This is a genomic window from Tateyamaria omphalii, from assembly GCF_019802125.1.
Lineage (GTDB): Bacteria > Pseudomonadota > Alphaproteobacteria > Rhodobacterales > Rhodobacteraceae > Tateyamaria > Tateyamaria omphalii_B.
Window position 1 is genome coordinate 224,639 of the sequence record NZ_JAHVHT010000005.1, and the last position, 22,320, is coordinate 246,958.

At 56.8% G+C, this 22,320-nt stretch carries 12 protein-coding genes; 6 read left to right on the forward strand and 6 right to left on the reverse strand.

Features of this window, described 5'->3' with window-relative positions:
* Positions 1 to 25 precede the first annotated feature (25 nt).
* Positions 26 to 550 (reverse strand): LysE family translocator, encoded by a 525-nt coding sequence (locus KUV51_RS18900; RefSeq protein ID WP_261385947.1) that lies wholly within the window; start codon positions 548 to 550, stop codon positions 26 to 28.
* On the opposite strand from KUV51_RS18900, the gene KUV51_RS18905 reads away from it, so the two are divergent.
* On the forward strand, positions 498 to 653 hold the full coding sequence (locus KUV51_RS18905) for a hypothetical protein (protein WP_222523092.1): 156 nt from the start codon (positions 498 to 500) through the stop codon (positions 651 to 653). The two genes, KUV51_RS18900 and KUV51_RS18905, sit on opposite strands and share 53 nt — an antisense overlap.
* On the opposite strand, the gene KUV51_RS18910 is transcribed toward KUV51_RS18905, so the two are convergent.
* Genes KUV51_RS18910 through KUV51_RS18920 form a run of 3 tightly spaced genes read right to left on the reverse strand, consistent with a single transcriptional unit; the run spans position 646 to position 3,508 of the window.
* Positions 646 to 1,854, reverse strand: a complete 1,209-nt coding sequence (locus KUV51_RS18910) for a hypothetical protein (protein WP_222523002.1) — start codon at positions 1,852 to 1,854, stop codon at positions 646 to 648. The two genes, KUV51_RS18905 and KUV51_RS18910, sit on opposite strands and share 8 nt — an antisense overlap.
* On the reverse strand, positions 1,851 to 2,360 hold the full coding sequence (locus KUV51_RS18915) for a cobalamin B12-binding domain-containing protein (protein WP_222523003.1): 510 nt from the start codon (positions 2,358 to 2,360) through the stop codon (positions 1,851 to 1,853). The genes KUV51_RS18910 and KUV51_RS18915 overlap by 4 nt, the downstream gene beginning before the upstream one ends.
* Complete coding sequence (locus tag KUV51_RS18920) at positions 2,357 to 3,508, reverse strand: fatty acid desaturase (RefSeq protein ID WP_222523004.1); 1,152 nt, start codon at positions 3,506 to 3,508, stop codon at positions 2,357 to 2,359. The genes KUV51_RS18915 and KUV51_RS18920 overlap by 4 nt, the downstream gene beginning before the upstream one ends.
* A 946-nt stretch (positions 3,509 to 4,454) precedes the next feature.
* On the opposite strand from KUV51_RS18920, the gene KUV51_RS18925 reads away from it, so the two are divergent.
* The 5 genes from KUV51_RS18925 to KUV51_RS18945 all read left to right on the forward strand — a co-directional run bounded on the left by KUV51_RS18925 (position 4,455) and on the right by KUV51_RS18945 (position 20,187).
* Positions 4,455 to 4,883 carry a hypothetical protein gene (locus KUV51_RS18925; RefSeq protein ID WP_222523005.1) on the forward strand — a complete coding sequence of 143 codons (429 nt, stop codon included), beginning with the start codon at positions 4,455 to 4,457 and terminating at the stop codon, positions 4,881 to 4,883.
* 70 nt (positions 4,884 to 4,953) lie between these two features.
* Positions 4,954 to 5,316, forward strand: coding sequence for a hypothetical protein (locus KUV51_RS18930; protein ID WP_222523006.1), 363 nt, complete (start codon positions 4,954 to 4,956; stop codon positions 5,314 to 5,316).
* Between the two features lie 39 nt (positions 5,317 to 5,355).
* Positions 5,356 to 5,721 carry a hypothetical protein gene (locus KUV51_RS18935; protein ID WP_222523007.1) on the forward strand — a complete coding sequence of 122 codons (366 nt, stop codon included), beginning with the start codon at positions 5,356 to 5,358 and terminating at the stop codon, positions 5,719 to 5,721.
* Positions 5,722 to 5,840: 119 nt separating this feature from the next.
* The gene (locus KUV51_RS18940; protein ID WP_222523008.1) at positions 5,841 to 15,917 is read left to right on the forward strand and encodes a hypothetical protein; all 10,077 of its coding nucleotides are present in this window, start codon (positions 5,841 to 5,843) and stop codon (positions 15,915 to 15,917) included.
* A gap of 295 nt (positions 15,918 to 16,212) precedes the next feature.
* A complete protein-coding gene (locus tag KUV51_RS18945) occupies positions 16,213 to 20,187 on the forward strand; it encodes an ExeM/NucH family extracellular endonuclease (protein ID WP_222523009.1) in 3,975 nt (1,324 codons plus the stop codon).
* Positions 20,188 to 20,254: 67 nt separating this feature from the next.
* Here the strand turns inward: KUV51_RS18945 and KUV51_RS18950 are convergent, their stop codons facing one another.
* Together KUV51_RS18950 and KUV51_RS18955 are read right to left on the reverse strand one after the other, a co-directional pair.
* Entirely contained in the window at positions 20,255 to 21,592 is a 1,338-nt protein-coding gene (locus KUV51_RS18950) for an ATP-binding protein (RefSeq protein WP_222523010.1), read from the reverse strand.
* The gene (locus KUV51_RS18955; protein WP_222523011.1) at positions 21,589 to 22,302 is read right to left on the reverse strand and encodes a response regulator; all 714 of its coding nucleotides are present in this window, start codon (positions 22,300 to 22,302) and stop codon (positions 21,589 to 21,591) included. Before KUV51_RS18955 ends, KUV51_RS18950 begins: the two co-directional genes overlap by 4 nt.
* Between the last annotated feature and the right edge of the window lie 18 nt (positions 22,303 to 22,320).

The window sequence follows — 22,320 nt, forward strand, 5'->3', positions numbered from 1 at the left end:
TCGTGCGGCACGCTCAACCTGCGTTTCATCGCGCCATCAGCCAGACGCCCACACCCGCCATCATTGCTGCAAACAGCCAGTTCTGTGCCTGGAACAGTCTGGGATTGCGCACCAGGGCTTGTTTGATACCTACGCCGAAACTGACCCAGATGAGGTGGGCGCAAAAGTTCAGCAGAACCAAAACCGCGCTCATCAACAGCACATCACCCACGAGCTGAGCGGAGGGTCGAAAGAACTCTGAAAACATCACGACCAGCATGATCAGCCCTTTTGTATTTGTGAGCTGAACCACGACACCGTCCACGAAACGGAAGGCCTCTGCGCCCTCGTCGGCGTTGGTCACGCTGGCCACCATGAACCGGTAGGCCAGGTAAAAGATGTACGTGATCCCGACAATCTTGATCGCCACGGTCGCGCCCGGAAAACTGAGCAGGACTTGACCAAGACCCAGTCCCATTATCAACGCGAGTAAAAAGTAGGTTCCGTCCAGCCCGTAGATGAAGCGCATCGACGATCGGATGCCGCTGCGCGCACCAGACGCTGCCACCATCACGTTGCCCGGTCCCGCACTGAAGATGAGCGGGATCATAGTCGCGAGCCAGGGCGTCCATTCAATGTTTGAAGTCATCGGAGTTTCCTCGCTGTTTAGATGAAGCCCGATGGCTGCACATCGTACTGGCTTTGGTTGAACTTCAGGGCGGCGAGCAAGGCGTCCGTGCTGCCGCCATCCGATTGCGCCGGAGCATAGCGACCATCCATGATTGCCGTACGTGCGCGCGACCGGTTGCTGGTATGCAGACAATAGGGGACGTCCAGAATGCCATCTGCAAATGCGGCCAGTAAGGCGCGGCCTACATCTGGATCCTTGCGCAAGGTTTGTTCGATCAGCAGATCTGCACGGGCCAATACGGCTTCGAACTCGCGATTGTCGAACGGGTGCTCAGGCATCGTGTTCTGCGCCATGGAATGGTGCGAAAAGTTTAGCGATGCGACGTTCTCTGCCACGGTCGGTATGCGGCGGTTCTCCACCGGCGTTTTGACGATCACCCGGGCGACGTTTTCGGACTGTGCGATGGACAAAAGGTCTTCTGTGATGCGGCAAAAGCCGATCATCGTGTTTGGAAACAGCCCCATGAATACGTAGGCCACGATGTGGAACGGGTGACCATCCAAATAGTGGCTCGTCAACACATCGAGAGCGCGCAATGCCGCGCGGTCCTGGGTCGGGCTGATGCCCTGTGCGTAGCTGACCGAGACACTTGATACGCCGCATTGCTTGAGGAACAGGGCCTCGAGAACACTCAGTGCGACCAAAAGGGCGGGATCGGCCATTTGACCCATCATACAACCCGCGAAGCTCTCTATGTGGCTGATGTCGCTTGCTTCCGCCAAGGCTCTCGCGCCCTGACGCCAATCATCGACAGCCTGTTCCAGGGGAAGCCGGGAGTACGGCAGGCAATAGGACACAGGCCCACCCTCCGTGGCAGTCATTCCAATCTCTGCCATGCGCTGAAAGACCTTTGACGGCAGTGCTGACCCATGGCGCACCTGTACGGGGCGTCCCGTCGCCGATGCTATTTCAGAGACAAGTTCCCGAACGGCTTCACGCGGGTAGGCCATGATGGGAAAGCCGTTCAGATGCGCGCCGGATGCCAGCGCGGCGGCGGCTTTGTCAAAGGCACATACCCTCGTGAAGCTGTCCAGTGTAATGGTGCATACCGTGGCCGGGTTGGCTGTCGCGGTTGCCATCAGACCATCGCGCATGTCCTCCAACGGTCCCACGCCCATTCTGGGTTGCACGAGCGGGCCATGTTTGCCCGACGTGCGTGTCACATATGCGTTGAAGTCGATCATTCTGCGGCCACTCCCATTGCTGATGTCGATGCCGCGGCGGCGTTGGCGCAGCCGGTGCATCCCAGGCATGTTGACGGGTGACAGGCTTCCAGCCGATCGAGGAAGATGTTGAAGTCGTCGAACAGGGTCGAACTGGTATCGGGAAAGACCCCGTCGAAGCCTGCCTGGGCCAACTTATCGCCTGTTTCGAGATCCGAACTTGTGTCGAGCTTGCCGCCGACCGCCACCGGCGTTGTGACCCCCGCGTGGCGCAGGGCGTTCAAGATGTCCGGTGCTTCGATGACCCCATGCCCATTGATGGAGCTGATCACAATCACGTCGTAGGTGGTTTCCTGCGATTGGGTAACTGTCAGTTCTGTTGGGCAGCACGGCCCCAGATTGGTCACTTCAAACCCACGCTCGGCCAGGAAGAGTTCCATGAAGATGAGGTTCCAGCTGTGAGAGTCCGAGGAAACTGTTGTCAGCAGTGCTTTGCGAGATGGTGTATTGGGGACGCCGGGCTTCATGCGAAAACCTCCTTTTCATTTGTGGTGTGTTGGGATGGGTTCCGGGCCTCCGTCTGGTCGTAATAGTCTGCCGCCAGTTGGAATGACTGGAAGTTGTTGGTGACGGCGTTTCCGTAGCCCCAAAAGTCGAGGTAGTTGGATGGGAACGGTTTGGACCCTTTCAAGCGATCTGCCTCGCGCGCGGTCACGTAGTTCGGCCACTCCCGTGATCGCGGGCGGCGGTGGTGGAAATCGTGGCACGGTGTATCTCCCACCATGACGAAGAGCCGGATGAACAGGTGGTAGCTCAGCATCCGCACAAGCCAGATGCTCGTCAGATGAAACCGCATAAGTCGGCTTGCATTGTCCGGGATGTTCAGTGGCTCACCAATAAACACGCCGGTGGTCGATTCCGCTATGAATGCGATACCCCTGGCCCGCAGGACTTCGACCGGTGGCCAAGTGTGTTCGGCAGCAAGGCGAAAGGTCGTGCAGATATGGTATCCAACAAAAACGGGAAGAGCATATGCCAGCAGGAAGATATGGAGCCCACCTGCCCAGATGGCTGCACCGATACCGATCCCCCATGCCCCGATCGTCAACGCTGCAACCTTGCGGTTTGGTTGTAGCACAGTGGCCGCCACGCGACCCCACACCGACCGTACCATGGCGATGGGTGAAAAGGCGTGGATCACCAGTTTTGTCCACATCTGTGCAACTGTGTCGCTCGTCCGCAATCCGACGTTGTCACGCAAGAAAGTCAATGTGTCGTCGAGGTCCGTCAGAAGGCTTTGGTGATCGTGGTGATGCACATGTTCGGATTTGTATGTTCTGAAGGGCTTGAGCATGAGGGCGCTGGAAATCACGGTTCCCAGGATCTCATTGGCCCGCTTGCCATCGAGCACCATGTCATGCACTGCCTGATGGCAGATCATCACCTGAAATTGCTTTGTCCCGGCGGTCGCCAGGATGAAGCCAAATGGCAGCAGGCCGTACAACCCTTGGATCGCACCGAGGACGGACAACGCGATGCCGGTCGCGAGCAGCAAAGCGGACACGACAATGTGGTACAGTGGCGTTTTGCTTCGCCGCGTATCGAGTTGTTCAATCAGGGGTTTTGCCGTGAGCCACGACCAAAAGGGCTGGCTCCAGCCTGGAAGGGACCGCATTGTATCTCTGGGGAGAATTTGGCCTGTCATTTGAATACACTCCAAAGGGCAAAGTGGTGAAGATGCCCTCAGTGTGGCCATTCCGGTTTCCCGCATAAATTGAAGAAAACGCGGATTCGTTTTTCAAATTTTCAAGTTGTTTTGCGCAAGGCCTGATTTAAGGGCAGCGCAACGGCGTGATCTCGGACTGTGATCTAACCCACCTTGTTCTCGAGCTGTAGCAAGTGTCCGAGTTGGTGTCGGGTGCGCAGATCGGCATGCACCGTGCAAACGGGCGCGTGGATCATCTAGATCTATGTATGCAAAAAATGACGGTGGTCTGGAAATTACTCATTCTATCAAACCATTAAGTCAATTTATGTGCCGGTGAGCCGGGTAGATTGGCCCGATCTCTGCCTTCGGCTGCCGGGCATGATCTTGATGTGCGTGCCAAGGTATTCTTGCGGAAGCTGCAACCTCACATCGGCCTTGCTTTGCCGGGTGGAGGTCGCCGTCGCAACGCTTTGTGTTGGCGAACCAGCACGGCGCAGCCGACTGTTCCATGGCAGCACGAAATGCGCCTACGTGTTCTTTGATTTTGGTTCGCCGTTTCGTCAAAATATGCATCACAGCGCATACGAATTTATGGCCTTGATTCAGGTGATTCTAAATCTGGACCCAAGAAATACAGCGACTTGTGTACGAAAAATCTCTTTTATTTTCAGTATGTCAAGTGACATATCAACCGCAGCGAGAAATTGTTGTCGTGACTCCTGGCAGGCTAAAATTCTAGCATAGCGGGAGAAGACTTAGATTTTCGGTTTTCGGACCGAACCAAAGGCCCGTCAAAAGATGTATTCCGCATTCTTCGAATTCACGCGTTCTTCCAATGCGACAAATGACGCAATGGTCTCGTCGGCGAACAGGGCACTTTCAACATCGCGGTCGAGCAGTTACGCAATAGGCTATGGCCAGGGCATATTTCATCAACGCAACGCCGTTCTCGATGACGGTCAACTTGAATGCAGCTGCGAAAAACAATCCGCTGAAACCCTTCGATATCGGAAAAGAGCACGACAGGCCCGTGTTCAAATGTCACTCGTGGCCTGCCGAAATAGACGCCTTCGCGGGGCGCAACGTTTTTGGCGGGTCCAACCGTATCAACGCGGTCACGGTGTTCATGGAGTCCCACACCGCGCCTCTCGTGTTCAATGTACAATCGGGCGTGTCGATCGCACTGGATTTGTATTTTTACATACAGGACGGTGCGATCACCGGTGCAGACATGACCGGGGATATCTCCAAGATAACCATTGTTCCCTGGAACCAGGATTGGACGCGGGCCATGCGCATCCAGTCCCGGAATGCGCGCAGCATTCAGCAGTGGAAGATGTAGCAGGCGCGCGCGGTACTGCCACACATTTGCCCGTCGATCAGGTTCACACCGCAACCAGAGGAGGGAGCGGATGGCTTCGGACCTGCGCATAATCAACTGGCAAGCGGACAAGATGACGCCGACGCTGAATTTCCAAGGGTTGTCCGAACTCAAGCCGAGCGAAGCCAGGCACCACTATCTCCCATATTCGCAAACAGTACCGCGCAAGCCTGCAGATGCGCCAAAACCCGGGGAGTGGGGACGGATCAACACACTCGTCATCACGTCCAGGGCCAGTTCGGAAGCGCAAACGTACAATGATCTTTATGACCCGGAGGGCGCGGCGCCAAACAACGAAATGCTCTTGTGGGTATTCAAAGATTACCTGGTGATTTCGCAGCTTGGAAAACAGTTGGGTGGCAAGATTTATCCAAGTGTATGGGATCAGCCGTAAAACTCAGATTTCACCATCCAACCAGGAGGAAGTCCAGAAATGGCAAAAGCTTACTTTGTAAATGCAAGTCCCACGGACGTTAAGGTGACACTGAATACCGGCGCTCAGAACCCGGTGGCAGCAGTGTCAGTGAATCTCGACGGGACGGCAGTCATTGGTCCAACATGGGCGGCTGAAATCTCGGCGCGCCCCAGCCCGGACGTCTTCGGCGGCGACGGACACCAAAACGAGGTTTTGTTTGTGTCTGGGCAGAAGGCGAAGACCCGGCGTTATCAGATCGAGTCCACGGTCTCTACGGTCCTTGATCTGTATTTCTTCATGTTCGAGGACACGATTGTGGGCGAGGACGCGACCGGCGAAAGTAAAGATATCACAATCACCCTGATCGAACAGCGAGACGGTTAGCCTGTCCGGGCTGTGCCGTCGCAGCCTGGCTGATTGCACAAACAGACAGTGCCCGACCGGCCGGCTTTTCGGTCGGGCATGATCCCTTGACCGCACACACTTTTGGGGGGTGTTGAACCATGGCGCACGCATATTTCCTAAACGGATCAGTCGGCCACGTCGAATTGGTTCTGAACCAGGGTGAGAAACGTCATATCAAGGGGCTGGATCTCCAAAACGCCGATTTGGAGATGACCACCGTATACGATTGGGGGCCGATCCCGGGGCCGGATGTTCTAGGCACCGGATGCAACGAGTTGTTGGTCACTGTCCATGGTGGCGTGCCGATAACGTACATCATCGAAGTCGGTCCCGAGGTCAAAACCGTTCTCGATGTTCAGATCATCGTTTTTGACAACTGCCTTGAGCCGCGCAACACCGCATACACGGACGGTTTTACGATCTACCCCGAAATGGTCGAGGCGCTTGTGATCGAGGAAGACGTGGACGTCGCGTTGTTTACCTCACGGTCGGCGCCCCCAGTTGTCCCGCACGAAGGCGCAGAGGACATCAGCTTCACGCTGGCTACGACAGATGATACCGCAACATTGTATGTGGCCAGCAACAATGGGTCGGGTGGCGGAAACATTGCGCTGACCTACTACTACCTGTTTGAAGGTCATAGCGAGACCGAAATACTCACCCTGCCGCAGAGCTTTGACGCGCGTGGTGCCTATGTCTTTTCCGACGAGGACATGGATCCCGCTGCTCTGCTGATCGAGCTGAATGGCGTTCTGACCCAGGAACCCACCACTTTTTCCCGCGTTGCATGGCGTCACGATGCAGAAACCTATGATATCGTCGAGGCGTCAACTGCATTCGCGGTGTCCTCGAATGCGCAACTGCGGATCGGGACATGGCAACTGGATTTAAGGCGCAATACCCCGATGGCGCTCGACATGGCTGCGCCAGCCATCACTTTCGACAAGGCATCGGGCGAAGAAAGCATTCAGGTGCAGATTGTCGAAAACGATCTGCCGCAGCCGGTCGGCACGCGTCCCACGCGCGTGGTTTTGCCCTTGTCCGGCAACCACCGTGGTACACTGACGTTTGCTTGGGATTGGAGCCACTATGAGCTGAGCCAGCAATATGCGGGATTGCAGCGTGTTTTCTACGGACCGGATGCGGCAGGCGCGAGCGCGGCGCAATATCCGCTGTTCACACCCGCATCTGATCCCGGGCCCATCAGGGTCAAAGACCTGTTTTTCAACGTCTACCTGCAACCGCTGGCGCCACTGAATGATCTGCGGACACGCATGGCGCTTGATCTGTCGGCACCCAATGCGCTGACCTCCCAGTATCTGTCCAGCACGACAAATGCGCCTGTTTCGATCAAGCCTGCAGCCCCGAAGACGCAGGAACTTACCGGTGGCTTTGGCTTTGCCAAGAACACAGGGACAGAAGAAAGCGACCGGTATCTATGCCCAGTGGGCGAGTTCGAGGTCGGGTCCGGTGATGGTCTGGCGGCGGAAGAACGCGTGCAAATCCGCAGCGGCTTGGCAGGGACCGAATACGTTCTCGTCGAACCCGGTGACCGGCTTTTGCTGGAAGCGGGCAAACCCGCATTTGCCAAATCCTATGATCCACAGGATGGCACGCCGACGACGCTGGACGATGCGTTGACTACAAGTTGGATCCGTGTGCTCAAGAAATCCGCGGTCGAAGCTCCCGACGAAGTCGAAGTGGTCAATACCAGCTACTGTGCGCAGGCGTCGTCCTCGACCTATTTCGGGCGCGAACTGGACTTAACACGGGCGCGATATGAGTTCCCGATTGCGGTAGGGGCAAGCCTTCTGCAGTTTCACGAGGCGAACCAGGACGTAGCCTTTCCCATGCTACCGTATGGAGGGGTGTTTTACTCGGACGAAGACGAGGGGATCGCGAACCCGAACGCCAACCTGTCTGCAGAGGAGCTGTCCGCGATTGAACGGCAAGTGGTATCGCCCGATCGGCGAGACACGTTGCAGCCCTATTTCAGTGTCGACTACGGTCCGATCTTTTTTGATACATCCACCAACCTGGCCTTTGATGGTGGCTTTGCGCGGACACCTTTGGGCCTTTTGGTCGAGCTGAACCCTGTCAACGGAGGCACGCCACCCGCAGGGACAATCAAGAACCTGATCCTTGCCCGCAGCCCTCAGAACCCCGAGCAGTTTTTGCAATTGACCTCGAACGAGGGCAGCAACGGCGTGGTCAATCCGACGTTTTCGAACACGGTGCTGAACGACAGCCTTTTTCTGGTGGCAACGGATCAGGCCGCATTCGAGCCTTTTCCGGACAAGGACATCAAGCTGGGGGATTTCACCTTTGATGTCCAAATGGGCAATGCCGACAATCAGGCGGTGACGATCTTCAAATTCGTGCCCGGAGTCACTGCACGTGCCTTGATCGAGGACGACAACGCCTGGACCACACTGATCGAAGACGGGGCCACGAAATCGGATGTCCAAGCCCGGCTTCGGGCTTACGTGAAAGCCGCTGATGAAGGAGGGGATCTGTTCGAGGCTTTCCGCCAGACAATTGATGATCCCAATTGGAACGGCATACTGGTTTTCAACTGCCCGCTCAAATACGACGAGTTGCCCCTGGATATTCAGATTCTGTTGGGGGGGATCAAGGGACAGCTCCTCGCGCATCACTTCGGCATCACGATCAACCGGGTCGAAGACACGGAAAGTGCCACATCGGTCCAACACAGTTCGCTGTTTTCGGTCATCAACTATGACGCCGCGAAGCTGGACCCGCCCTACACCATTCCGGCATCACCGCCGACCGAGTTTCCTGACTTTCGGGTGTTGTTGCTGAACGTGCAATACGCCAACAGCAAGCTGGCAGTGTTCGACTCCCAAATTGCATTCAGCATCAAGGAGTTGTTTGGCAGTGCCGTCACCCTGCAACCGGGTCCGTCGTTGGACTACCCGGAGTACGGCACCATTGTCATCGACGGCGTCTATACCCTGTTCGAGGATGGAACCGGATCACTCTTGTTCTCGACCAAGGATGAGCGCAGTTTCCTTTATGACGATACGGGTGACAGGTTCACTGCCCTTGTTGCCCAATCAATCACCGAAGCGACATTGGTTCCCATCACGCGGCGTGACGGTACCGGTGATTGCAAGGTGATCGCCGCCTCGGCGTTTCGCATCAGTGGTCTGCTGGCATTCAAAGATGGGATCGCAGGCGATCTGTTTTCCTACGGAGAGGTTGCCAACAACGTTCCGACCAAGGGGTTGGCGATCACCGATTACAGCTTTGACATGACGACCTGTATCAAGGCCGACAATACCGCTGATCTGATCGATGGCATCCCGACCGACCTGACTGGTGTCAAGGTTGACCAGATGCTGAGCGAGGCGCGCGACTACAGCTTTGAACGCACGTTTCCGGGTACAATTGAAGCAGTTCTGCCATCCCCGGATGGATTGACTCCATCGGAGATTGGCGAATGGCAGGTCAAGACGGGCAGTGGCAACAATAGCGGTGCCCCTCGCTACAGTCTCCAATTCGAAGTGCCCCTGGGCACTTTCGGCTTGCTTGCTTCGTTCAAGACGGATCTGACCGCGACGTTGTTGATCGGCTGGGATCCCGACGCAACGGACCCGGACAAGCAGGTCGGCGTTATCCTGCGCCTGCCGCCGGAGATCTCGGGACCCAAGGGCTTTATGTTTGAAGGCGTCATTGCGTCGGACTTTGAATACGTGCAGCTCGACCGCTTCGAGTTTGGCGAGACCACCTACGTCTCGATGTTGCGGTTCATGCACTTCCAGTCGATGTTGCTGAACTTCTTCCTCAGCTACGGCGTCGGACCCAAGGACCTGGGCATATTCGGTGCGCCTGGTGATCCGGGCGGTCGCAACTCGTTGTTCTGGATTGGTAAATCCACGGATACAGACTGGGATGGGCCAACGATCAGCGTGACGCTGGTGGATGTGCCGCAAGGCTATCTGGGCCGGTCATTCGAGATCAAGACTGACCCGACCAATCCCAATGTCATCACCGAAGTGTTCGATCAGTTGAACCTGATGACCGACAAGACGGTCGAACAGGTGGCGCGGCTGATCTTTGCCAACCTCGATCTTTACAACTCGGACGCCGGCATCGCCTTTGCGCTGCAGTTCAAGTACCAAAGCCTCAAACTGACGACCGTTCTGATCGATTCCAGTTTCTATGGATTGCAGATCAACATAACGCCCCAAAAGAAGAAAGATCCGGACGATGGCGGCGGCGGCCAAGGTGGTGGTGGCAAAGAACTGGTAGCAAACAACGGAGACGTCCTTGTCGCTGATGATGACAAGGAAGAGGATGAAGGTGGCTTCCTCGGCAAAATCAAGGGTTTCACCTTTACCATCATCTACCGCAAAGTCAGCGATGAGGTCGGTGTTTACTCAGCTGATATCTATCTGGACTTGGGCACCATCCCACTGGGTCCGGTGATGCTGTCGCTGCCCAATTTCAGCATCTCGATCTGGACCAATGGTGATTGGCGATTTGCGGTCGGATGGCCGTTTACAGGAACAACAGCCCATCCGATCACGGCGCAGTTTCAAGCCGGACCCTTGCCGTTGATCGTCAAGGCGGGCTTCTATCTGGGCAAACTCAGCAGCGCTGCCGCGCCCGACCAATTCGGCACAGAATTCAACCTGATCTGGACCTTCGGTTTGGGAATTGCAGGGGGTGTCGGAAAGGAATTCGAGCAAGGCCCTCTGAAGGCCGGTGCCAGCCTGATGCTCGGCTGCACGATCGAAGGGTTCCTCGCCTCGTTTGATGGCAAGATGACCCAGACGGGTGTCGACTATTGGTGGTGGGGCGTCAGCCTGTCGTTGACCGGCAACGTGTTCGGCAAGGTCGATTTTGAAATCATTTCCGTCGACGTGTCCCTGACCATTTCGTTGACAGTGGCGTTCGCCATAGAGACCGCGCATTCGTCCCCTTTGAAACTGACCGCTGAGGTCGTTGCGAAAGCGTCGATCAAGATCGTGTTTGTGAAGATCTCTTTCTCCTTTAAGGCGAAGCTGGACCTGATTGACACCGTGATCGGAAGCGGCTCGGCGGTTGCCAAACTCAGTGGCCCAACTCCGACGGCGGTCAATTCCGGCCGACCGCTCGATGCGCAAGAGTTGTTGGAAGCGATGACCATCCCGGCACGTGTGCCTGGGGCGCGGTTGTCCGGGGCCTTGCACACGCGCAGTGCGGAAGAAAAGACGCAGATCAGTGTTGGATTTGTTCTGCAACCGACGGCCATTGCCACAGGTGACTCGACTGAAAACTGGGCTCCGCAAGGTGTCGCCACACTGGTGCTGGAATCCGGTGGTCTGAGCAGTCCGTTTGGCGTTCTGGCGTCGGAATTGTCGAGTTGGCTCATACACACCTACGGCGGTGCATCGACCACGTTCCATGAGCAGTTGGTCGCAACCCAAGCGGCTTTGCAAAGTGGAGAATTCGACCGGGCAGCTATTCTGGGGGCTTTGTCCGAGACATTCGTATTCAACGTCGGCAAGACCGCATTCGCAGCCGATACGGCTGTTGTGTCGATGGCCATGCCCGACAGTCTGGGTCTGGAATACAATGGCGGCAAGGTGATGAACGCATCACTGCGTGGCACAATCAACAGTTTCGGTCATCTGCGCTTGCCGTCGAACTACTCTGACATCGTGGCAGCGTATTTTGGTGGCGGAGACATCCAGCAAGCGTCGGAGAGGGGGGACGAGTCGACCGCTGCGCTGGTATTTGATGAGTATTTCAACCTGTTGGGCCAGCAGGCCATTCAGTTGCTGATCGAAACTGGAGCTCCCGATTTCGCCACTGCAGTGACCGAAATCGGCATTGATGACCTGGGCGGTTTCGTCTCGCGCTTTCTGATGGGCGGCGTACGCTTGCCTGATCCCAATGACACCAGCAAGCTGGAAGCCCTCTATGTCCTCACCGGTCAGCAGTTCCCGCTTGTCAAAAAGGATGATGCATGGGTGTTGGACGCGCGGCTGACAACCACGCACGCCACGCCCGAGTGGCTGAAGGTTGCGGATGATGCAACATCCAGCCTTGAGCCGTCCATGGTACATACCGTTGGCCCAGCTACGCCACCTTGGACCGTGGGTCCGCTGCGTGCGCTGGTGGAAAAACCGCTGATCTTTCCGATGAACAACATCAACAGCTGGGTTGATGGACAGGATGAGTACATCATTAACGTCTTCTCCGAAGATGTGGTTCAATCCGTTCGTGACTGGCGCAGTGAGACGGATGCGACGACTGGGCCATGGTTGGTTAACCAACTGTTCGGCGGTGAGTCAGATGCTGACCAACAGACCGATTTGTCCTCCGGTGGTACCCCGTGGGAGGCTGACAGCGCTCTTGTCCTGCCGATCCGCTTGGCTTCGATCCCTGACCCCGATGCGGTGGAGCCCGGTGCCATCCTGCCCGATACGTTTTCGCTGCTCGGCACGGATGAAGCCAACCGTGCCATGTTGCAGGCCCTGCTGGACGAGATTGACGCAGGCAACGAGACGGTAAACTCCATCGACCTTCTGGTCAGCGAAAGCCGCGGCAACTGGGTGTCTTCCAAAACGCCGCGTGTGTTGGTGCGCACGGATTTGTCAACCGTCAGTACACCTGCGGGTGTTGCGGCTGCCCAGGCAGTGGCGGAGGCAAATGCCGGTGTCGATGCAGACCCAGCCCCAAGCCTGAACTGGGCAAAACCGGGCGAAGGAGGTGTGCAATTCGCCCGTTTCCTGCGGCTGACCTGGGAAGTGTCCGTCGTGCATTCGTCGGGCTTCTATCTGCAAGTCGAAGGCCTTGATCTGAACATGTTCCAGAACGGTCCGGCTGATTTGGCACTGGTTGTCCAGTTCGGCACCAAAGGATCGATCACACGTGCAGCGCCTTACCAGAACGCCTTGATCGGATCGGTGCCTGATAGCGGCAAGGCGATATTCAGTACATTGGCCGAAAACTCGGAAGGGATGCCTGTCCAAGGGTACACTGCTGCCTATGCCGGCGGTTCGGTCGGCTGGTCGATCACGTGGGACGATGCGCCGGACGAGGCTGACGCTGCAAGCGGAGACTTCCTGCAGGGCCTCTACCAGATGGTCAGTTACCGCATCGAAAAGATCAACGGAACGGCTCAGACCGATGCGAAGTGGAGCCGTCCGATCAATGCCAACGACAATAGCCGCACCGGGGCCGACACGGTCACCTGGATCTATTCCAAGGCTTTCGAAACAGCACCACTGGTGGGCAGCAACAACCGCTACGGTGCGATCGATGATGTGTTTACTGTGCGCATCTCGATCGAGGATGTGTTCGGCAATTCCGTCCCGGCCTCGCTGATGGATACAACGGACCTGAAGGTTCTCTACAACGATGATCTGATGGGTCTCGCCGACTGGTCTGGCACGCAAGTCTACTATGCGGTCGAAGAGAAGGATGGCGTGCAGCTGGATCTGCACATGTCCTTTGATCCATCGACGATCCAGGATGCCGAAGGCCGGGTGAATCCCGACCAATTGCAGGTCACAACCGAAGCATATGCCAAGATTTATGAGCAGCTGACGGATCAACCGAACACAAGTGCGGCCATGGATACCGGTGGCACGCTGGCCGCGGCGCCTTTGGGTGCGCTGACATCGGGGGCAAGTTTGATTTCGGGCCTTGTCGACTATGTGAGGCCACTGTTGGAATGGTTGCGTGCGGGCGGCAGCGGCGATGCCCCAGCCGCCGTTACTCTGGCCATGCCGCTTGACAAATCCCAGCCCGCGAACTGGGAAGGTGACTTGCAGGAGCTGGTGGTTACGCTCGTGCTGCAACGGGCAAATGTTCCTGATGACATTGCTGAGAAAGCACCTGAAGTCCGCACCGTAACGTCCCCGATACAGCCGGTTGAAGACACGGGCGAAAAGGCGGATCCGTCCGGTCTGACGACCTTCGCCGACAAGTTCGAGACGGCGTATTACCCATTTGATGACAAGGTCGGCGTGGTCAAGGTTGCAACGGGCCAGAACAGTGACATCACCAGTCAGCGTTTTGGCCGCCGCAGCATCTGGTTGCAGCGCTGGGGCAAGGGTGTGGGCACCGAAGTCGAAATCGTCAAAGGTGACGACGGCAAACCTGAACCGATCTTCTTTGCGCCGCCTCCTCTGAGCCGTCAGTTGATCACGCGGGATGTTCCGGATCTGAAGGACTACAGCAATCCCAGCGGATCGGAGAAGGGATACGATCTCGTAAATCGTATTTTCAACAGCACTGACATGGATCAGTGGGGCGCGCTTTTCCTGACCACGGTCGAGACCATATTCAGCCCGATCATGGCGCCAGCAGTCGCCGATCATTCAACGAATGAGGACGAGCTCTATGATCCGTTCGTCGAGAACAAGGAAGCTCTGGCTGGATCGATTTCGGACAAGATCACGTATGTTTACGACGAACCGGACGGTACGGGTGATCCCAGATCCGCGAGAGAGACATGGCGGCAGGCGTTGCTGCGTACTCTGGCCAACGACTACGGGTTCTCCACGCTGACGCAACTGGAAGCCATTGTGAACCTCAACGGTTCGATTGAGCCAAATGGGGATCCGTCGCTGCCGCCGCAATTGTACGGTGCGGTGCAGGTTCCCGGACAGGGTGATCCCGGCAAGCTGCCTTACGCGCTGACCCCTTCGACCCTTCCTTTGGTGCAAACGACCGATGATCAGAAGAACTGGCTGAACTTCCTGGTTTCGGCCAATGATCCCGAAGCACAACGCGCCTTCAACCTTGATCTGAATTATGAGGTCAACCAGTTGGAGCATCTGCGGGATGGTCAGGCATCAGACCGAGGCTATGTTCCGTCCAGCTGGCTCACATTCGTTCTGCAGCAAAACCCCGGCGATCTGCCGAAGGGGCAGGACAATACGTTGACACAGCCGATCGGTGAAACACGGATCCCGATCCCGCTGCGCAGCTATCCGCCGCTGCCGAAGCTGCTGTCGACCAGGGCAGAAGCCAAGTCCACCATCAGCACAATAGAGGATGCACTGGTTTGGAACTATGAGGTGCAGGTCGAACGTTCTGCCGCTGATCAGGATACCCTGAACCTGTCACTGACATTCAATCAGCAGCAACCCGACAAGGATATCGGTTCGATCCCGAAATCCGCACTGCTGGCGGGCGATGACGGGCGCGAACCACCGAAGGATTTGTTCGACGCTTTGGCGCGATTTGTTTTCGAGTATCCGCAACTCCGACCCAAGATTGAGCAATTGCCTGCTGATGGTGGGGCCGACGCGGTCAACGCGCTCAAGGACTTCAGTGCAATCATCGCGGGCGTTGCAGCAACTTGGAGTACCTGGCAACCGCCTGAGCCCCAACGTGGAGGTCTTGATGCCGTTGAGCCCGATGCCGACAAGGAGGTTTGGCATTACGAGATCCAAAACGTCGAAAACAGCATGGATTTGCAGGTAAAAGGTACCTGGTCGCGCGCCAGCGACATGCCGCCTTGGCCGACAATCACAGGCTATACATTCAAATCTGCCAGCGGTGACGTAGCGGTCTACTCACCCGACAACGGACAGTCGGAGCGCAATTTGACGCTGCGGTGGAACGATTTGTATGTGCTGGATTACCAGAACGTGCTTCCAAGCGGGTTCACGGAGCGGAACAGGAACCTTGCAGTTCCGCCGCAGCAGACCAATCCGGACTTTGTCTACCGCACCGAAACGGTTGCGTGGCCCACGCCGATTGTTCCGCTGATTGGCGCGCCTGACCAGATCGAGCTCGCTCCGACATCGAAGCTCGCTGATGCCATCGAGGCTTTGTTCGTCAGTCTGACCACACCACCAAAGGAGTCCGTGCAAAACGGCACGAACCCGCCGTTGGAAACCGAAAGTTCGATTGCGTATCGGTATGAGGTCATGGCGAACAAGGGCAACAGCGCTCATAGCATTCTGCCTGTCTTCCTTGTCGCAGGCAAAATTGATCCCGGTGATGAAAAGACCCTGGCGGCTCAGATCGCTTCGAACTTGTCCAATTGGCAATCGACGACGGGTGCACAGTCTCCGGACAGCAGTTTAAAATTCCTGCTGACAGTGTTTGCAACGACGATCGTAAAGGACAACGACAGATTGCCGTTGGTGCAGTTTCAGGAGTTGGTCATTCCAGTGCCGAAGGACAGCTCGGGGTGGTGGTGACACCGTCACCCTGAACTGCGTTCGCAAGCAGGTTGGGCAAACGAGCTGGTCCACGCGTCGATTGGCAGGCGCTGTGTGTTCAAAGCTGTTCAAATGGATCGCTGTCCGCGCACAAATCGGGCAACGAACCGACCTCCATGCCAGAACGTATGCCAAATATCGCCGACCATACGCCCCCAAGGATGCAACCTATTGGCGAGGCTCTCGGTCGCGCGTATCGTGGTTCATCTGTTTAAAAACCTTCACATTTTCATGTGACCACAGGACAGCAGCGTCCACTTAAAAGGGAATCGATATGAGCCGTCAGTATCGCAATTTTGAATTCGGGTCCTCGCAAGATGATACATTGTCGGGCACCGACGGGCGCGACTACATCTTCGCGTTCGGCGGAAATGATCACATTGCTTCGGGGCGCGGGAACGATTGGATCTTTGCCGGTTTCGGTGATGACGTCATCGACGGAGGCGCCGGGAACGATCGCATTTTCGGGGGCCTTGGTTTTGATACGGCGCAGTATGCAGGATCGATCGACGACTACTCCATCGATGTGTCTCAAGGTTGGAAGCCTACTATTGTTACTTCGATCAACCCGGACGTTGACGATGTAGGTCGTGATGCACTCTACAGCGTTGAAGCCCTCTATTTCGCGGTTGATGACTACACGCTGTTCCTGAACGGGCAAAACAACGCCGTATTGGCCGGTAATGACGATGTTTCGACGTCTGAAAATGCGACGCTTGTAATCACCACAAACGCGCTTCTCGCGAATGACCGCGACTTTGACGGAGACATTATCGAGATCACGTCCGTTGCGGAGGTCAGTGCAGCTGGCGCGACCGTGAGCCTTGTAGGTGGCGAGGTCGTGTATGATCCTGGTTCCGTTTTTGACAGCTTGGCTGCCGGTGACACGTTGACTGACACGTTTACATATGCCGTCACCGACAACAACGGCAGCACCGTAACGGCCACCGTGACTGTAACCATCACGGGTGAAAATGACGCGCCAAGTATGTTGGTCGTGGATCAGATCTGTTTGATCGAAGGCAACAGCACTTTTCAGCCTGTCATCGGCGCAGATGATCCGGATGGCGATACGCTCAGCTATTCCCTCGCAGGGGATGATGCCGCACTGTTCACCGTTGATGCAGAAACGGGTGCCATCAGTTTTGTCGCACCGCCAGAGGCCGCGAACCCACTCGATGACGGTGCGGACGGTATCTACGAACTTGAATTGACTGTTTCCGACGGGACCGAAAGCACCACGCGCAACGTCGCGGTACAGGTTGTTTCTGCGCCTCCAACAGGTGGTTCAAGTACAATAGCGTTTGATATGGTCGGAAGCGCGTCGCTTGGTTTGTTGAATTTTGTTAACTCCGCGCCTGTGTTTTCCAGTGCTGGCGATGGCTTCGGCTTTTTCCAGGCAGGGGAAGGCTCTGTCCCGTTCAGCCTTGTTGACGATAGCGCCGGTACTTTCCCGGGTGACAGCCTTGGGATCATCGATAGCAGCAGCAACACTGATGTGTTCTTTGGTGCAACCGATACTCAGAACAGCGACAATGACGGTGACGTTGCGGCCACTTGGTCCTTTGATATTGCAGGCGCAAGTGATCTGAGCCTGAGTGTGGACGCCGGTGCGATGGGGGACTTTGAAAACTCAGACCGGTTTGTCATCAGCTACAACATCGATGGTGGCGAAGAGGCTATTCTGTTTGAGTTCGCCCCAGATGAAGATGCTGAGCAAGATTACACTCTGGCGGACGGCAACGTCGAAACGCTGGCTGATCCGCTTACAGTTGTCGGCACGGGCGAGGTTTTGTCCAACGTGCTGCAAACCCTGACTGGATCGATTGAGGGAACAGGTTCAACCCTGAACCTGACCTTCACCGCCAACACGGATGGCGGATTGGAGGCGTTCGCGTTTCAAAACCTGATCATCGAAGGCAGTGGCGGAACAGGAGAGCCAGAGGCGCCGACCTATTCTGTTTCCGCGCTCAGCGGTGATGTTTTTGAAGGTGATGAGGGTGTGACGGAAGTCAGTTTCGAGATCACCCGCGATGGTGACGTGTCAGAAGCGGGCAGCGTTGCGTTCACGATTGGTGGGGATGTCGATGCGGACGACTTTGTCGGCGCCCTTCCAACTGGAACGGTTGAATTTGCCGTTGGTCAGACCTGCGCCACGGTGACGTTCGAAGTGGCTGGCGACACGCTGGTTGAAGACGACGAAAGTTTTACCGTGACCCTCAGCAACCCGGTCGGTGGAGATATTGTGACGCCAACCGCGTCGGTTCAGGTGTTGGACGATGACGACCTGTTGTTGATTTCCGATATCCAGGGCGACGGGGCCGAAAGTGAATTGGTGGACCAGGTCGTCACGGTCGAGGCGATTGTCACCTATGTGACCGAGAACGGGTACTTCCTGCAGGAAGAAGACGCGGACGCTGACGACGATGCCCAAACTTCGGAAGGGATATTCGTGTTCACCGGCGGCGAAAATCAACCCGCCGTCGGTGATCTGGTGGTTACACGAGGCGTGGTTGGCGAATTCTTTGGCCAGACACAGCTTTCCCAAGATCAGATGCAGGTCGTATCGTCGGGTAACCCGTTGCCGATGGTGGCCACTGTCCTGCTGAGTGGCGCCGCTCAGAACTTCGAGGCGATCGAAGGTATGCGTTTTGAGCTCGACAGTGGTATCGACGGCGAAAACATCACTGTCATCGAGAACTTCAACCTTGACCGCTTCGGCGAGATCACTGTTTCGGCCGGTATCCAAACCCAACCGACACAACTGTTCGATGCTCAAAGCGAGGCTGCGGACGTGGCGGCATTGGCCGAGGAAAACGCGAACAACCGATTGATCATCGATGACGGCGTTTCCGAGCAGAATCCGGACGAGTTCCAGTACATCGCCAATACGAGAGCTGGTGACAATGGCAACGGTATCCTTGATGCTGGTGACACGTTTACTGAGGACGGGCCGACATTGCGGCTTGGTGCCGAAATTGACGGGCCGACAACGGGGGTCATGTCCTTTGGCTTCGGTGAGTATCGAATGCTGGTAGACGGCACGCTGAATATTGATGAGACGACCAATTCTGGCGCGCGCGAAGAAACGGCGCCAGATGTCGGCGGTGATGTACAGGTCGCGTCGATCAATGTGCTGAACTACTTTTCCACTTTGCAGGGAGAAGGTGGATCTGGGCCGAACAATCTGGACCCAAGGGGGGCTGCGTCCGAGGCAGATCTGGAACGGCAGACCGAGAAGTTGGTGGACGCGATCACCGGCACGGGGGCCGAAGTCTTCGCGCTGCAAGAGATCGAAAATGGCGGTTTCGGTGCCGACTCGGCCATTGCGACATTGGTTGATGCGTTGAATGTGGAGGCCGCAGAAACGGGATCAGGCGCGAATTATGCCTTCGTCGACCCCACTGCTGATGCGGGCTTTATCGGGACGGACGCGATCACAACGGGCCTCGTTTATGATGCCAATGCAGTTTCGGTTGTGCATTCCGAGTTCCTCGTTTTCGAAGAAAGCTCAGCAGCGACAACATTCGCCTTGGCAGAGGTTTTGAACGCGGTCGTGCCGTCCGAGCTGCAAGTTGGCGATTTCCAACGAAACCGTCCGGCCGTCGCTGCAACGTTCGAAGACAATGAGACGGGCGAGATGTTCACCATCGTATCCAACCACTTCAAATCCAAAGGGCCCAGTGGATTGGATGAACTGGTCGAAGCGGCGCAGGAGTATCTGGATGGCGGCGGCACGGACATAACGCAGGCGGATATCGACGCGCTGATCAACGATCCGAACTACGACCAGGGCGACGGGCAAGCCTTCTGGAATCAGGTGCGCGCAGATGCGTCCGCCGAAGTGCAGAACTGGATCGAAAATGAATACATGGGCGATGGTGTTTCGAATTTCATCATAATGGGCGATCTCAACGCTTACGCACAGGAAGATCCGGTTCAATCGCTGACTCAGGATGCGGACCTAGTTGACCTCATTGATCAGTTCATCGGCCAAGACGAAGCCTATAGTTTTGTCTTCGACGGGCAGCGTGGCGCTCTCGATCATGCGATTGCTTCCGGTGATATGGCGGACTTCATCACCGGTGCCGCCGAATGGCATATCAATGCTGATGAACCCGACTTGTTGAACTACAATTCTGCTTTCAATGACGCCGGCTTCTTCGAGGACAGCTTGTTCGCCTCATCTGACCATGATCCGCTGATCATTGGCATCGACACTGATCCGGATGATATTCTGGCCGTCTGACCTGTTGTCGTGACGCGCGCGCCGAGCCGTTTTTGGGGCTGGGCGCGCGGGCAGGAACGGTTTCTCGTCAGCGCCTGATTGGAAGCCTGACCGTCGCGCGCAGCCCTGCCTCTGGCAAGTTGTCGAGCGTTACCGATCCGCCGTGAGCGGCTATGACGTCACGAACAATCGCGAGCCCGAGGCCAGCGCCGCCCGTGTCAGGGTTGCGACTTTGGTCTCCGCGCACAAATGGGTTGAAGACTTCGGCGCGCTTTTCCCGGCTGATACCCGGGCCGTCGTCGTCAATTTCGACAACGGCTGCATCTGCATCTAGGGTCATCATTACACGCGCGGTGTTTCCATACTTCAGTGCATTGTCGAGCAGGTTGCCAAATGCACGTCCAAGTGCCACCGGACGGCCTCGCACCGTGGCGGGATCACCACATTTGAATGGTACACCCCGCTCCGCGCAGGCACGTTCAACGACCTCATGGATGTCCACGTCGCGCAACGCTTCACTCTCACCGGTTCCGCGGGCATATGCCACAAGTTCGTCCGCCATCACCGTCATTTCCTCAAGTGTGCTGATCATCGGCTCGCCTTCGTCCGGTTCCAGCATCTCGGCTCGGATCCGCAAGCTCGTGATCGGTGTGCGCAGATCATGCCCGACGGCGGCAAGCATACGCATGCGTTCAGCATCGAAGCGCGCAATGCGCGCTTGCATGTCGTTAAAGGCCGTTGCCGCATCCTGTATCTCGCGCGGCCCTTCTGTCTGAACAAGAACCGTCCTATCCCCGCGGCCCGCAGCGCGGGCAGCCTTTGCCAGTTCGGTCAACGGATCGGTCAGCCGCCGCACAAAGATAAGCCCAACCGCCAGTATCGCGGCCAATGACAATCCAAGGATCAGTAGGAACGCACCTTCTTCGATCCACGGAGGCGATGGCCGCCTCCCACGGGATCGAATGTTCAACCACTGCGTTGTCTCTCCCTCGGTGACGACCAAATGCACGGATGCGGCAACGGCCATCCTTTTGCCACCCTTTGCGTCATCTCGCTGAACGCGGACTGCAGTCCTGACGTCTCGTCCGCCAAGCGCTTCGGTCAGCGCGTCGGCCAAGTCGAGCGCCTGGCGTGTATCGCCTTGCCTTTTCACCAGCGGTGTCGGACCGACTGTCACTTCGGACGACCGTGTAGAAGCAGAGTTGGCGAGGCTTGGACGGACCTGTGGGAAAGCCGCTTCGAGGGCTGGTATCAACGAGACAATGCGTTCCTGTTCGCGCGCGATCAAGGCGGCACGATCCAGGCGCAATCGTTCATATGACAGGACCGCAAGCGCAAGAAGGTTTGCACTCACAAGCGAAATGGTCAGCAGGAGCGCGAAACGCCCAGCGATACGCTCGGGCAAAAGTCTTTTCCAGGTGATCAAGCTGGTTCCACATCTGCAGCGAGCCGGTAGCCCCCGCCCCATTCCGTAACGAGCAGGCGTGGCAAAGACGGATCGACCTCAATCTTCCGGCGCAGTCGGCTCACGCTGTTGTCGATTGCCCGATCATAGGCTTTTGCATCGCGCCCGAGCGTCAGATCCAGCAAGGTGCTGCGGGACATCACTGTTTGCGGGTGATCAAGAAGGACGCCCAGCAACCTGCTTTCCCCCGATGTCAGGGTAACGGCGCGGCCGTCCGCATGCCGTACTTCTTGCGTATCGGGATCGTGCGTCCAGGGGCCGAACCTTCTCTGACCCTTGGCAACTTGCGGGGCCGTCGGCGGTTTGCGCCGCAACACGGCACGGATACGGGCCACAAGTTCCCGGGGATTGAACGGTTTGACCACGTAGTCGTCGGCGCCGAGCTCCAAACCGACGATGCGATCCGTTTCATCGGCCATGGCCGTCAGCAGGATCACGGGTGGTCCGCCCCGCGCCACCAACCACCGGCACAAGCTCAGTCCATCCTCGCCGGGCATCATCACGTCCAGCACGATCAGCGCAGGATCACTTTCCTCCAACAAGGCGCGCGCTTCCATCGCATTGGCGGCCATCTGGGTGCGCAGTCCTTGCTCGCGCAGGTACTTGTCCAGCGGCTCACGGATGTCACGTGCATCGTCCACGATCATTATCTGAGGGGCGATTTGCTCCATTTCATCTCCTGTACTGGA

Excerpts from the sequence above, each read along its gene's own strand:
- KUV51_RS18905 (WP_222523092.1), top strand. The coding sequence starts at position 498 with ATGAAGCGCATCGACGATCGGATGCCGCTGCGCGCACCAGACGCTGCC.
- KUV51_RS18900 (WP_261385947.1), bottom strand. The coding sequence starts at position 550 with ATGGTGGCAGCGTCTGGTGCGCGCAGCGGCATCCGATCGTCGATGCGC.
- KUV51_RS18910 (WP_222523002.1), bottom strand. The coding sequence starts at position 1,854 with ATGATCGACTTCAACGCATATGTGACACGCACGTCGGGCAAACATGGC.
- KUV51_RS18915 (WP_222523003.1), bottom strand. The coding sequence starts at position 2,360 with ATGAAGCCCGGCGTCCCCAATACACCATCTCGCAAAGCACTGCTGACA.
- KUV51_RS18920 (WP_222523004.1), bottom strand. The coding sequence starts at position 3,508 with ATGCGGTCCCTTCCAGGCTGGAGCCAGCCCTTTTGGTCGTGGCTCACG.
- KUV51_RS18925 (WP_222523005.1), top strand. The coding sequence starts at position 4,455 with ATGGCCAGGGCATATTTCATCAACGCAACGCCGTTCTCGATGACGGTC.
- KUV51_RS18930 (WP_222523006.1), top strand. The coding sequence starts at position 4,954 with ATGGCTTCGGACCTGCGCATAATCAACTGGCAAGCGGACAAGATGACG.
- KUV51_RS18935 (WP_222523007.1), top strand. The coding sequence starts at position 5,356 with ATGGCAAAAGCTTACTTTGTAAATGCAAGTCCCACGGACGTTAAGGTG.
- KUV51_RS18940 (WP_222523008.1), top strand. The coding sequence starts at position 5,841 with ATGGCGCACGCATATTTCCTAAACGGATCAGTCGGCCACGTCGAATTG.
- KUV51_RS18945 (WP_222523009.1), top strand. The coding sequence starts at position 16,213 with ATGAGCCGTCAGTATCGCAATTTTGAATTCGGGTCCTCGCAAGATGAT.
- KUV51_RS18955 (WP_222523011.1), bottom strand. The coding sequence starts at position 22,302 with ATGGAGCAAATCGCCCCTCAGATAATGATCGTGGACGATGCACGTGAC.